Origin of the sequence: Streptomyces sp. BK022, from assembly GCF_004217355.1 — a bacterium.
GTDB classification, from domain to species: Bacteria; Actinomycetota; Actinomycetes; order Streptomycetales; family Streptomycetaceae; genus Streptomyces; species Streptomyces griseoluteus.
In genome coordinates this window covers 132,432-146,123 of the sequence record NZ_SHKU01000001.1, presented here as the reverse complement: position 1 = coordinate 146,123, position 13,692 = coordinate 132,432, and the positions used below count along the sequence as shown (strand labels likewise).

9 protein-coding genes are annotated in these 13,692 nt (G+C 70.9%); 8 read left to right on the top strand and 1 reads right to left on the bottom strand.

Going from position 1 to position 13,692, the window contains the following annotated elements:
- The first annotated feature begins 15 nt into the window (after positions 1–15).
- The 4 genes from EV284_RS00660 to EV284_RS00645 are packed head-to-tail and all read left to right on the top strand — an operon-like array spanning position 16 to position 3,811.
- Entirely contained in the window at positions 16–1,416 is a 1,401-nt protein-coding gene (locus EV284_RS00660; protein ID WP_130329198.1) for a vWA domain-containing protein, read from the top strand.
- A 17-nt stretch (positions 1,417–1,433) separates the two neighbouring features.
- Complete coding sequence (locus EV284_RS00655; RefSeq protein ID WP_130329196.1) at positions 1,434–2,261, top strand: hypothetical protein; 828 nt, start codon at positions 1,434–1,436, stop codon at positions 2,259–2,261.
- Positions 2,258–3,472 (top strand): ABC transporter substrate-binding protein, encoded by a 1,215-nt coding sequence (locus tag EV284_RS00650; protein WP_130329194.1) that lies wholly within the window; start codon positions 2,258–2,260, stop codon positions 3,470–3,472. The genes EV284_RS00655 and EV284_RS00650 overlap by 4 nt, the downstream gene beginning before the upstream one ends.
- Before the next feature lie 15 nt (positions 3,473–3,487).
- Positions 3,488–3,811, top strand: coding sequence for a CU044_2847 family protein (locus EV284_RS00645; protein WP_130329192.1), 324 nt, complete (start codon positions 3,488–3,490; stop codon positions 3,809–3,811).
- On the opposite strand, the gene EV284_RS00640 is transcribed toward EV284_RS00645, so the two are convergent.
- Positions 3,806–5,437 (bottom strand): alkaline phosphatase D family protein, encoded by a 1,632-nt coding sequence (locus tag EV284_RS00640; RefSeq protein ID WP_130329190.1) that lies wholly within the window; start codon positions 5,435–5,437, stop codon positions 3,806–3,808. The genes EV284_RS00645 and EV284_RS00640 overlap by 6 nt on opposite strands.
- A 290-nt stretch (positions 5,438–5,727) precedes the next feature.
- Here EV284_RS00640 and ctaD point away from each other — a divergent pair, with 290 nt between their 5' ends.
- The 4 genes from ctaD (at position 5,728) to EV284_RS00620 (ending at position 13,658) form a co-directional block, all read left to right on the top strand.
- The gene (gene ctaD / locus EV284_RS00635) at positions 5,728–7,422 is read left to right on the top strand and encodes a cytochrome c oxidase subunit I (protein WP_130329188.1); all 1,695 of its coding nucleotides are present in this window, start codon (positions 5,728–5,730) and stop codon (positions 7,420–7,422) included.
- A 14-nt stretch (positions 7,423–7,436) separates the two neighbouring features.
- Positions 7,437–7,790, top strand: a complete 354-nt coding sequence (locus tag EV284_RS00630; protein WP_130329187.1) for a cytochrome C oxidase subunit I — start codon at positions 7,437–7,439, stop codon at positions 7,788–7,790.
- Between the two features lie 88 nt (positions 7,791–7,878).
- The gene (locus EV284_RS00625; RefSeq protein WP_130329185.1) at positions 7,879–8,625 is read left to right on the top strand and encodes an SDR family oxidoreductase; all 747 of its coding nucleotides are present in this window, start codon (positions 7,879–7,881) and stop codon (positions 8,623–8,625) included.
- 362 nt (positions 8,626–8,987) lie between these two features.
- Positions 8,988–13,658, top strand: coding sequence for a DUF6531 domain-containing protein (locus tag EV284_RS00620; protein WP_130329183.1), 4,671 nt, complete (start codon positions 8,988–8,990; stop codon positions 13,656–13,658).
- Positions 13,659–13,692 lie beyond the last annotated feature (34 nt).

Genomic DNA, 13,692 nt, shown 5'->3' with positions numbered 1-13,692 from the left:
AGCTTTGCCCTGGAAGTGGACTCGCCCGCGGACCTGGCCTACGACGAGCAGCGCGCGGACGCGCTGATCACCGTCACCGCACACTCCGCCGCCGGCCCGTCACCGCAGGTCCAGAGCGCTCAAGTGCTCATCATGGACCGTTCGCTGTCGATGTCCCGGCACAAACTCGACGAGGCGAAGCGCGCGATGTGCGCGGCCATCGACACCCTGCGCGACGGCACCCTGCTGGGCGTCGTCGCGGGCAACCATCAGGCCGAGGTGATCTTCCCGCCGACGGAGGGTCTGGCCGTCGTGGACGCCCGGTCCCGCGAGGACGCCAAACTCCGGGTGGCAGGTCAGCTCGCCGAGGGCGGCACGGCGATCGGCCAGTGGCTCGCCCGCGCCCGTGATCTCTTCGCCTCGGTCCACTCCCCCGGCACGGTGCGCCACGCCGTGCTCTACACGGACGGCAAGGACGAGCACGAGACACCCGAGCAGCTCGCGGAGATCCTCGCCTCGTGCGCCGACCGGTTCATCTGCCACGCGCGGGGCCTGGGCGAGGACTGGCATCACGACGAACTCCTGCGCATCACGCAGGCGTTGCACGGCACCGCCGAGGCGGTCGTCACCATCGCGGACCTCACCGAGGACTTCACCCACCTGATGCGGGAGGCCCGGCGCATCGTGGTCCCCCGGCTGTATCTGGGCCTGCGCCTCAACAGCCGCTTCCGGCTCGCGTTCGTACGGCAGACCCGCCCGACCGAGGCCGACTTGACGGTACGTCAGGTTCTGGACGGCGAAACCCATGTCCCGCTGGGCTCGTGGCCCGCCGAATCCCGCCAGTACCAGGTCTCCCTCCGCTTCGATCCCGAGAGCCTGACCGTCGACGAGCTGATGCGCGCCGCCCGTGTCACCCTGCACGCCGAGTTCCCCGACGGCACCCGCCGCCCGTGCTCCGGGACCGAGGCCATGGCCGTCCGCCGCCGGGCGACCCCCGGTTTCGGCGTCGTCCGCTCCCCCGACCTGACCCGCGTCGAGAACGAGCGCGAACTCGGCATGGCCATGCGCGCCTGCGCGGACGCCGGGTTGCGCGGCGACCTCGACCGCGCGGACCGTGAACTGCGCCTGGCGACGGGCCTCGCGGAGTCCCTAGGGGACACGGCACGCCTGCGGCTGCTGCGCGCGGTGGCGACCACCGGCCCCGACGGCCGGCCGCGGCTGCGGCGGGACGCCTCCCGTGGACAGATGCTCCGCATCGGTGTCGACTCCACCAAGACCGTGAGCCACCCGGCCGAGTCGCGGGAACTCCCCTTGCGGGACACCGGTCTGCCCCGGGTGTGCCCCAGGTGCGACACGACGGCGGCCTCCCCCACCGCCAGGTTCTGCGAGGAGTGCGGCCACCCGTTCGGGGCCGGGGGCCCGGTGGACGCGTGGTGACCGGCGGAGGGCCGCGCGTGCCCCATACGGTCGTGCTGCTGCGGTGGCTGCGCGCGGGCCTGCTGACCATGGTGGCGGTGACGGCGCTGCTGTACCTGGTGGTGGCGAACGGGGCCGAGGAGCAGATCGCCGCCGCCGACCGTACGACGACGGCCATCTGGCACATCGGCGCGGCGTACGACCAGGCCGGGGCCGCCGACACCGCGCTGAAGGCCGTCTCCCGGACCGGCGCGATCGACCTGATCGGCACCAGCGGCGACTTCGCCAACGCCACCGCCCGCGTCAGCTCCCACCTCACCTCGGCCACCGAGGGCAACGCGGCCGGGGAACAGGGGCTCAGCCACATCCAGTTCGTCCAGGGCCAGTTGACCACCTGCGTACAGTCGGCCAACACGGCGGTCCTGGACGGCAGACCGGGGCTGGACCGGGCCCGCGACGCCCTGGACGACGAGCCGGAGTACGACGACGGGGACCCGGTCCCCTTCACGGGCGGCCTCAAGCAGTCGCTCATGGACCTGAAGGCACTGGAGGCCGACGCCCGCGACCGCCAGCGCCACTCGGGCTGGCGGGACCCCGCCCTCCTCCGGCCGCTGTTCCTCGGCCCGCTGGCGGTCATGCTGCTGCTGGCCGGCGTCACCGGCCGCCTCGTGGTCCACCGCTTCCGGCGCTACCCCGGCCCGGCCCTCGTACTGGCGCCGCTGGCCACCGCGGCGATCGGCATTCCCATGTGCACGATCAATCCGCCGGACGTGGCGATCGCGCTGCCCGTGCTCGCCGCGGCCGGTGCGCTCGGCTACCTGGCCTACCGTCCCCGACTCGCCGAGTACAGGTTCCCGCGCCCATGAGGCGGCCCACGGCACCCCTCCTGCGCTGCGCCCTGATCCTCGGGCTGCTCCTGGCGTCCGTCTCGTGCGGCGGACCGGAGCACAGCAAGGTGACGATCATGGTGCCCTGGTCCGGCACCGAGTTCCAGGCGTTCTACGCGGTCGTCAAGGACTTCGAGCGCGGCCACCCCGGCATCGACGTCGAACCCCAGATCACCCGCGCTCTCACCCAGCAGCTCGACGCGGCGGTGGGGGCCGGCGCCGAGCCCGATCTGGCCGTGCTGCCCAGCGTCGGCGCGATCACCAAGTACCGGACCGCGGGCGCGCTCCGGAAACTGGACGTCGACACGGGTGCGTACGCCGAGCCCTTCCGCGCGCTCGGCATGCACGGCCGCGATGTGTACGCGGTCCCGGTGAAGGCCGACCTCAAGAGCCTGATCTGGTACGACGCCCGCTCCACCGAACCGCCTTCACCCGGTCGGCCGGGCCGGTACCGCTGGTGCCTCGGGCTGGAGTCAGGGCCGACCTCCGGCTGGCCGGGCGCCGACTGGATCGCGGACCTGCTGCTCTCCGACGCGGGCGTCGACACCTACACCGACTGGGCCTCGGGCAACGCGGCGTGGGCCGAGGGACCGGTCAGGGACGCGTGGACCGCGTGGGGGCACATGGTGGGCGCCGCCCTGAAGGGCGCGACCGCGCGGAACTTCCGCCAGGCCGCGGGCGGCAAGGACGCGCGGGGGTGTGCGCTGAGCCACGGCTCCCTCTCCGCGATGCCGTTCGACTCGGCCCGGGTGAGCGACGACCAGTACACCTACGTACCGTCCTCGCGCGACGCGCTGGAGGTCTCGGCGGACTTCGTCGGCAAGTTCACCCGGAACGAAGGTGCCGACGCCTTCATCACCTACCTGGCGAGCACCGAGGCCCAGCGGACCTGGGTGAACGAACCCGGCTTCGCGGTCTCCGCCGACCGGAGGGTGACGGAGTACGACAACGCGGTCCAGGGCCGGATCGCCGGGATACTCCGCTCCCCCGACTTCGCGCTCTGCTTCAGCGCCGCCGACGCGATGGACCCCGATGTGTCCGCCGCGTTCTACCGGGCGGTGCTGGACTACGCGAACGGCAAGGAGCCGGGGCCGCTGCTGGCCGCCCTCGACAAGGTCCAGCAGCAACTCGGTTATCCCTCGCCGGGGTCCGCGCCCGCACCGCTGTGCAGCACACCGAAACCCCGCTGACCTCCAGGAGACCCCGTGGCGGACGCCATCCAGTTCACCCTCGACGACGGAACCCGCGTTCTCGTCGCCCCGCCCACCCGCACCGGAACCGGGGCCGTGGGCCTGGGCACCCGGCTGGAGAGCGCGGGCGAGAGCCTGCGGGAGGCCCTGCGGCCGATCACCGCCGCCGCCTCCGAGGTGATCGGCCAGTTCCGTGAGGTCGCGCAGCGGCCCGACGAGGTGGAGGTCACCTTCGGTGTCACCCTGGACGCCAAGCTCGGCGCGGTCCTGACCAGCGCGGGCACCAGCGCCCACCTGGACGTCACGCTCCGCTGGAGCGGCTCCGGGCCCGCACTATGACAGTTGCCGCTCCGCCACTTTCTCCAGGCGGGCCCGCTCCCCCTTGGCCGACTGCGCCTGCTCCAGCAGCAGCCGGGCGGAACGGCCGTGCAGGTTCAGGGTCATGAGCTGGTTGCCGAACCAGGGGCCACCCGTGTGCCGCCAGACGACGGGGAGTTGAGCGCAGCGTCCGTGCCGGGCGAGCAGGCGTCCCAGCGCGCGTGCCGTCCGGCTCCAGCCGAAGCGGAAGCCGAACCGCATCGACCGGGGTACCGAGTTGTGCACGGGCGAGCAGGTGAGCTGAGTGACGCGGGAGTCGACCTTCGCGGACCGCCAGGCCGGCTCGGCGACATAGGCGTGATGGACGTCGCCGGACAGGACGCTGATCGTCGCCGGTGCCTGGGGGCCCGAGCCGGCCTCGGCGATCAGGTCCGCGAGCGCGGTGAACGACGCCGGGAACGCCGCCCAGTGCTCCAGGTCGGCCGCCCGGCGCAGCCACTCCCCGAACCTGGCCCAGCGCGGGCCCCGCTCGCCCCGGCACAGCGCCGCGTCCCACGCCTCGGCGTCGTGCACGAGGTGGGGCATCAGCCAGGGCAGCGAGGTCCCGATCAGCAGGTGGTCCACCGTCTCCCGGTCGGCGAGCGCCTGGTCGCGCAGCCAGCGCTCCTCGTCCGGGTCGAGCATCGCCCGCTCGTCCTCGGCCAGCACCCGCGCCGCCCGTGAGTCCACGATCAGCACGCGTACCCGGCCGAAGTCGCGGCGGTAGCTCCAGCGGGTCGAGGCGGGGTCGGCGTCGGCCTCGGCGGCGAAGGCGCGCAGCGCGTCGGTGCCGTCGGCGGCCTGGGTGACGGCGGTGTACAGCGGGTCGGCGGCCAGGTCGTCCGGGGCGAGGTTGCCGATGTGCTGGTAGACCCAGTAGGACATCAGGCCGCTCAGCAGCCGCTCGCGCCACCAGGGGGTGGACCGCATGTCGGCCAGCCAGGAGGCGGAGGTGTTCCAGTCGTCGATGACGTCGTGGTCGTCGAAGATCATGCAGCTCGGCACGGTGGACAGCAGCCACCGCACCTCGGGGTCGAGCCAGGACTCGCGGTACAGCCCGGAGTACTCCTCGTAGTCCGCCACCTGCGAACCGGGCGGCTCGTCCAGGTCACGGCGGGCGGCGATCCGCTTCTGGGTGGCCTCGGAGGTCTCGTCGGCGTAGACCTGGTCACCGAGCAGCAGGAGGACGTCGGGGCGCTCGCCACCCGCGACGAGCCGGGTGGCGAGAGTGTCCAGGGCGTCCGGGCCGGCCGGGTCGTGGCCGCCGTCGGCGGGCGGCGCGGCCCAGCGGCAGGAGCCGAAGGCGACCTTCAGACCGTCGTCGGGACCGGGTACCCGGATGCGGGACGGGGGGAAGGGCGAGTCGGCCGGCGGCCACACGGACTCGCTCTCCAGCAGCACCTCGTACTCCGCGTCGGTGCCGGGGGTGAGGCCGGTGACCGGTATCAGGGCGTAGTGGTGGCCCGCTATCCGGAAGGTGCGCGCGGCGCCCTTGGCGCCGTCGGAGCACCGCACCTCCGCGGTGCAGGGGCCGCTCGTCTCGACCCAGACGGTCGCGGACGAGCCGTCGACGTAACGCAGCAGTGGGCCCAGGATCAGGCTCGGCAAGATGTCCTCCGTCCCGCCCCGGCCGGTGCGGGCGGGGCGGACCGTACGGTAGTCAACGAGGAACCGGGGCCGACAGTCCCCCTCCGGGGCGGGCCGTGACCGCCGGCCGGCGTGCCGCGCGGCCGTGTCGGCAGCACCGGGCGCCCCCACTACTCCATGCGGGTGTCAAAACCCCCCGATCGGCGGCGTGTCGGCCGCTCTGGGAGCCGGGGTCGGGCCCGAGCCGCGAGGATGGCCGTCACTGACGCCACGGCGCGGGTGGAACTCGAGCACCAGGAGAAGCGGGACCTGTGACAATCATCAATCAGCCCGAGCCGGCGGCTGAGGACTCGAGCGAGAACGAGCTTCTCATCCACCGCAGGCAGCCCGGCAATGTCGTCGTCAAATGGCTGACGACCACCGACCACAAGACGATCGGCTCGTTGTATCTGACGACGTCCTTCGCGTTCTTCCTGTTCGGCGGCGTGATGGCGCTGGTCATGCGGGCGGAGCTGGCGCGGCCGGGCATGCAGATCGTGTCCAACGAGCAGTTCAACCAGGCGTTCACGATGCACGGCACCGTGATGCTGCTGATGTTCGCCACCCCGCTGTTCGCGGGATTCACGAACTGGATCATGCCGCTGCAGATCGGCGCGCCCGACGTGGCGTTCCCCCGGCTGAACATGCTGGCCTACTGGCTGTACCTGTTCGGCTCCCTCATCGCGGTCAGCGGCTTCATCACTCCGCAGGGCGCGGCCGACTTCGGCTGGTTCGCCTACTCCCCGCTGACGGACGCGGTCCGCTCCCCCGGGGTCGGCGGTGACCTGTGGATCATGGGCCTGGCCTTCTCCGGCTTCGGCACGATCCTCGGCTCGGTCAACTTCATCACCACGATCATCTGCATGCGCGCGCCGGGCATGACGATGTTCCGGATGCCGATCTTCGTGTGGAACGTGCTGCTGACCAGCGTGCTGGTGCTGTTCGCCTTCCCCGTGCTCGCGGCGGCGCTGCTGGCGCTGGAGGCGGACCGCAAGTTCGGCGCCCACGTCTTCGAAGCGGCCAACGGCGGGCCCCTGCTGTGGCAGCACCTCTTCTGGTTCTTCGGCCATCCCGAGGTGTACATCATCGCGCTGCCGTTCTTCGGCATCGTCACCGAGATCATCCCGGTGTTCTCGCGCAAGCCGATCTTCGGCTACATGGGCCTCATCGCGGCCACGATCGGCATCGCCGGTCTGTCCGTGACCGTGTGGGCGCACCACATGTACGTCACCGGCGGTGTGCTGCTGCCGTTCTTCTCCTTCATGACGTTCCTCATCGCGGTCCCCACAGGCGTCAAGTTCTTCAACTGGATCGGCACGATGTGGAAGGGCTCGGTCTCCTTCGAGACACCGATGCTCTGGACGACCGGCTTCCTCGTGACGTTCCTCTTCGGCGGCCTGACCGGTGTCATCCTCGCCTCGCCCCCGATGGACTTCCACGTCTCCGACTCGTACTTCGTGGTGGCGCACTTCCACTACGTGGTGTTCGGCACGGTCGTCTTCGCGATGTTCGCCGGCTTCCACTTCTGGTGGCCCAAGTTCACCGGCAAGATGCTGGACGAGCGGCTCGGCAAGATCACCTTCTGGACGCTGTTCATCGGCTTCCACGGCACCTTCCTGGTCCAGCACTGGCTGGGCGCCGAGGGCATGCCCCGCCGCTACGCCGACTACCTGGCGGCCGACGGCTTCACGGCCCTGAACACGGTCTCCTCGATCGCCTCGTTCCTGCTCGGCCTGTCGATGCTCCCGTTCTTCTACAACGTCTGGAAGACGGCGAAGTACGGCAAGCCGATCGAGGTGGACGACCCGTGGGGCTACGGCCGTTCGCTGGAGTGGGCGACCTCCTGCCCGCCGCCGCGGCACAACTTCGTCACCCTGCCCCGTATCCGCAGCGAGTCCCCGGCGTTCGACCTCCACCACCCGGACATCGCCCGGGCGGAGCGCGAGGCGTACGCCATCGGGCACTGAGTCCGGAGACCACCATGACCAGACTGCCGGGGCAGGAAGCCGAAGGCGCCGGCCTCGGCAACGAGGTCGAGGGGTACCTGCTGTGGCAGGCCACGATCGCGGTGGCCGAGCAGCGGGCACGGGACTTCGCCGAGCGCATGGAGTGGCTCACCACGGCGCAGCGCGAGGAGATCGAGCAGCTCTACGTCTCCGACAGCCTGCGCCGCGCCAAGCAGGACCTGGAGCGCGTCGCGGCCCGCTGCCGGTCGCTGCGGAGCGAGTACGAGGAGCGCTATCGCGTGTTGCGGCTGCGCTGTGTCGGATACACGCTGGGCGCGGCGGCCGGTCTCACCTCGGCGGCGGCCGCCGCGCTGGCGCTGAGCCGCTGAGCGCGCCGAGTTGCTGAGCGCGCCGAGCCGCTGAGCGCCTGCCGCTGAGGCTCTTGCCGCTTCTTCACCGACCGGAGAGGACCCTCGTATGAAGATCGCCGTCGTCGGAGCGGGCGGATTCGTCGGATCACGCCTGGTGAGGAAGCTGCGGTCGGAGGGCCACGAGGTCACCGCGCACGACCGTTCCACCGGGGTCGACCTGCTGACGGGCGAGGGCGTCCCGGAGGCGCTGGCCGGGGCCGACACCGTCGTCAACACCATCAACGCCCCCGGCTTCGACGAGACCGCCGTCCCGTTCTTCCGCACCACCACCGAGACGCTGCTGACCGCGGCGGAACAGGCCGGGGTGGGGAACGTGGTGCTCCTGTCCATCGTCGGCATCGACCAGGTGCCGGACGTCGCATACTACCGGGCGAAGCTGGAGCAGGAGCGTCTGGTGGAGGCGGGCCCCGTCCCGTACACGATCGTGCGGGCGACCCAGTTCATGGACTTCGTCCAGCCGATCATGTCCTGGACGACATCGGGCGACACCGTGCGCCTCCCCACCACGCGCCTCCAGCCGGTCGCCGTCGAAGACGTGGTCGACACCCTCGCCGAGGCCGCCACCACCCCTCCCCGCGACGGCATCGTCAACGTCGCGGGCCCGGACGTCTTCTCCCTGGCCGACCTGGGCCGCCTCACCCTCCGCGCCCACCCCGACGGCCGCGAGGTGACCGTCGACGAGAACGCGGGCCTCTTCGGCCAGGTCCCCCACGACGCCATCATCGCGCCCCCGGACGCCCGCGTGGGGACTACGTCGTACGCGCAGTGGCTCCGGCGGGGGCACCATGCCTGAGCCCATTTCCGAGGCATGGAAGCGGCCGTAACCGTACTCGGCGAAGCCACTCCCCCCATATTCCCCGAGGGCTGCCCAAGTCGTCACCGCCCGAGCCGACCACGCTCCCGGCAACCCCGCACCCCGCTACGCTTCCTGGCCACCCTGATCTGCGAACCGGGCAAGCCCCTGCTCTCACTCGTCACCGATAGGAAGCGGACGCGGCGGAGTCACCGCCGCGCCCCTCGCACGGACCGACCGGCGGAGGCCGAAGCCACGCTCGCTCTCACGTGACCACTGCTGTCAGCCCCACCCGTTAGAGTTCTTGCTCGCACGTGCATCGCATTTGATCGCAGGGGCGACGCTCACGGGGAGAGGCGCGGATGGGGTACACGATCCCGGGCTGGCTGGACGAGGTCCTCGATTTCATCGGGATCAACTTCCCCAATGTGGACGAGGACGACTACCGCGAAATGGCGAACGCCATGCGGGATTTCGCCGACGCCTTTGAGGGACACGGTGCGGACGCGCACAAGGCCGTCTCCCGCATCCTGGCCTCGTCCGAGGGCCTGGCGGTCGAGGCCATCGAAAAGCACTGGGACCGGGTCAAGGCCGGTCAGCTCGAGAAACTGCCGCAACTGGCAAGGCTGTTCGCCGATGCCTGTGATGTCCTCGCGGAGATCATCTGGGGGATGAAGACCAAGGCCGAGATCGAGCTCGCCGTCATGGCGGGGTCGTTGGGCATCACCGCCGGTCTGGCCGTGGTCACCGGCGGTCTGTCCGCCCTGATCGGCGCCGCCGAGGTCGCGGCGATGCGGCAGGTCGTCAAGCGGATCATCGACGAGGCCGTCGACCGCATCGTGGACGAGGTGCTGGCGAAGATCACCGAGCCGATCAACGCCAAGCTGGAGGCAATGGTCGAGGACATGGTGTTCGACCTGGCCGAGGACGCGTTCTCGATGCCCGCCGACGGCAAGGGCGGCGGCTCAGTCGGTCGGCACGGCGATGCCGGGGGCATGCGGCTGGCCTCGGCGGGCGGTTCCGCCGACGGCGCTCCCCGCGTCACGAGCATCGACCACACCGAGTTCGAGGGCGGCGCGGGCAAAGTCTCCCGGCACGGCAGCGAGTTGCACCTCGCGTCCTCCTCGCCGCTGGGCAGGGCCAAGGGCGCGTTCGGTCGCAGCAAGGGCCGCGACCCGTTCACGAGAGCCTTCGACAGCGTTCTGCACGGCGCGCTGAAAGGCTCGGAGAAGGCGCTCGGCAAGGTGGCCAAGCACATCACCGAGACCCTGCCCGAAGGGGTCAAAGCGACCTCTCGGCTACAGAAGGAGACGGATCTCGGTGTCCGAGACCGGCTCAAGGCTCTCGGCAAGGGCCATGAGGACCGTGACGGCTCTGGCGCCCGGACCCGTACCGACAGCGTGCGGCGACCGCCGGGCTCGATGAAGGACGTCCTCGGCGACGCCCGCGCGAAGGCCGTCGCCATGGAGTCACGTCGGTGCAAGTCCGACCCGGTGGACGTCGCCAGCGGGGAGATGGTGCTCACCCAGACTGACCTGGCGCTGCCCGGCGCGCTCGCTCTGGTGCTGGGGCGCTGCCATGTATCCGGCTACCACTACGGCGGCTGCTTCGGACCGAGTTGGGCGTCGCCCCTGGACGAGCGCCTGGAACTGATCGGCAACGGCGCGGTCTGGGCCCGGGAGGACGGCTCCCTGCTGGTCTACCCCCAACTGCCGCACGAGCCCGCCGAGGAGGTGCTGCCCCTGGAGGGTGAGCAGATCGCCCTCAGCTTCGTGGAGCGCACAGACCTCGGCGCCGTCACGTACGCGACGACTGACGTGGCCGCGGGGTTGACCCGGCGGTTCACCGGCAGCCCGTACGCCTCCAGCAGCCTGTACTGGCTCGACGAGATCGAGGACCGCAACGGCAACGCCTTGCGGTTCAACCGGGACGAGCACGGCTTCCCCGTCTCGGTAGTGCACGAGGGTGGCTACCGGGTGCAGATCACTGGGGACCCGGACCTGGGCCGGATAACCGCCTACGACCTGGCCACACCCGAAGGCCCCGTCCGTGTCGCCTCCTTCGGCTACGACACCACCCACGACCTGGACGCAGTGTCGGGCGCGGCGGGCGTACCGCTGCGCTTCACCTACGACGCCGAGCACCGCGTCACCTCTTGGACCGACCGCAACGGCCACGCCTACCACTACGCCTACGACAGCGCGGGCCGCGTCGTGCGGACGGTCGGCCCGGACGGCGCCCTGTCCTCGCGGTTCGCCTACGACACGGCCGCGCTCGAGACCCGCTTCACCGACTCCGCGGGCGCCGTCACGGTCATCCGGCTCAACTCGCTCGGTCAAACGGTCGCCGAGACCGATCCCCTCGGCCACACGGTGCGTTTCGAGTGGGACCGCCACGACCGTCTCCTCGCCCGCACGGACGAGCTGGGCCACGTGTCCAGATTCGACTACGACCACGCGGGCGACCTGGTACGTGTCCACTACCCGGACGGCCGCCACGCCTCCACCGAGTACAACGCCATGCGCCAGCCCATCGCGCTGACCGGCCCGGACGGCACGGTCTGGCGGCAGACCTTCGACGAGCGCGGCAACCGCACCGGCGTCGAGGCCCCCGACGGCACGACCACCACGTTCACCCACGACGCCGCCGGCGCCCTGGTCACTGTCGTCTTCCCCGGTGGTGAGACGGAGTTCCGCGTCAACGACCCCCTGGGGCTTCCCTTGTCGGTCGCGGACGGACACGGCGCGGTGTACACGGTGCGCCGCGATGCTTTCGGTCGGCCCCGCGAGACCGTCGACCCCGCCGGTGCGGTCATCCGCCTGGACTGGACGCCGGACGGCCTGCTCACCCGCCGCGGTGCCCCCGACGGCACCGGCGAGCGGTGGACGTACGACGACGAGGGTAACTGCCTCACTCACACCGACGAGTTGGGCGGTGTCACCCGCTTCGCGTACACGTGGTTCGACGAGCTGGCAGCACGCACCGACCCCGACGGCGCCCGCCACACGTTCGCCTACGACACCGAGCTGCGCCTCAGTTCGGTGGGCAACCCACAGGGCAGGCAGTGGACTTACCGGTATGGCCCGTCCGGCCTCACCGAGTCGCAGACCGACTTCGACGGCCGCACCGCGTCGTACGCGTACGACGCGGCGGGCCGGCTCGTCGCGCGGACGACCCCCCTGGGACAACACATCCGCTTCGCCTACGACCCCGTCGGCAACGTCCTGGAGAAGGACGCGGCCGGTGTGCTCACCCGGTACTCCTACGACCACGCCGACCGGCTCGTCTCGGCCGTGTCGCCTGCCTCCTCCCTCACCGTCGAACGGGACGCGACGGGACGGCTGTTGGCGGAGACGGTCGACGGCCGCACTATGCGCTACGGCTACGACCCGAGCGGCGAGCTGATCTCGCGCACCACACCGACGGCGGCCCTCACGTCGTACACCCACGACGGCGCGGGCAACCGGACGCGGGTCGAGTGCGGCGGCCGGGCCATCGACTTCGACCGCGACGTGCTCGGCAGGGAGACCCGCCGCGCCTGGGGGCCGGTAACCGTCGCGTCGCAGTGGGACGCGAACGGCCGTCTCTCCGGGCAGTCGGTGGCGGGACCCTGCGGCGCGTCGCGGTCCCGGAGCTACACCTACCGCGCCGACGGCTTCCTGTCCGCCGTCGCGGACGGGCCCGGACAGGAGCGCCGCTTCGACCTCGACCCCGTCGGCCGCCCTCGGGGTGTCACCGCCGGCTCTTGGAGCGAGCGGTACACCTACGACCCGGCCGGAAACCAGACCGGCGCTTGGTGGCCCGACCAGGCCGGGCACACGGACAGCCGGGGCGAGCGCAGTTACGACGGCACCCGCCTGACGGGCGGGGACGGCATGCGGTACGACTACGACGCGGCCGGACGCGTAGTGCTGCGCCGGAAGCGACGCCTGTCCGGCGCCACCGACACCTGGCGCTATGTCTGGGACGCCGAGGACCGCCTGAAGTCATGCACCACCCCGGACGGCACCGTATGGCGCTACACCTACGACGCGCTGGGACGCCGTACCGCCAAGCATCGGATGAGTGAGGACGGCCGTACGATCGCCGGCACGGTCCGCTTCGCCTGGGACGGCACGCTGCTCGCCGAGGAGTCCGACTCGACGACCGGCGTCACCCTGACCTGGGAGTACGAGGGGACGCGGCCGGTCTGCCAGCTCGAACGCAGGCTCACCGGAGAAGTCGGCCCCCACGAGGCGGCCAGCCGTTTCTTCGCGATTGTGACGGACGTCATCGGCACCCCGGTCGAGCTGGTCGGCGAGGACGGGGCGACCGCCTGGTACGCCCGGTCCACGATCTGGGGCCTGACTGCCTGGAACCGCGACGCGCAGGCGTACACCCCACTGCGCTTCCCCGGCCAGTACGCCGACCAGGAGACGGACCTGAACTACAACCTGTTCCGGCACTACGACCCTGGTTCCGCCCGCTACATCACGCAGGACCCCTACGGGCTGGTCCCGGCCCCGAACCCTGCCGCGTACGTCGTCAACCCGCTCACGTGGATGGACCCCGAGGGCCTCATAGCCAAGGGCTGTACCCAGATCGGCGGCTGGTACGGCGGCCTGCTGCCGGCGAACGAGATGGCCAACGGCAGGCCGTATCCCCAGAAGATGGAGGTCAACCACATCCCGGCCAAGGCGTCCTGGAAGGACATCGTGGAACCGGGGCTCTACATCGCCAACCGGCCGCACAAGAAGCAGAAGGTCAACAACGGCCCGGCAATCCGCATGGAGAAGGCCCATCACGCCCAGCTCAACAGCACGGGGTCGAGCAACACGGCCATCAACTGGCACGCCACCCAGCGTGCGCTGATCAACCAGGGCCGGATCACCGAGGCGATGCGCATGGACATCGACGACATCAAGGCCAAGTTCCCCGGCACCTACGACCAGCACATCAAGGACATGGTGGAGAGTCTGGAGCACAACAAGCCGCTCCAGGCGATGCTGAAGAAGCGCGGCTGGACCATCGACAAGGCCGCGCTGCTGGCATGATGCCGGCCACACCACCGCACCCACTGAGGACAGA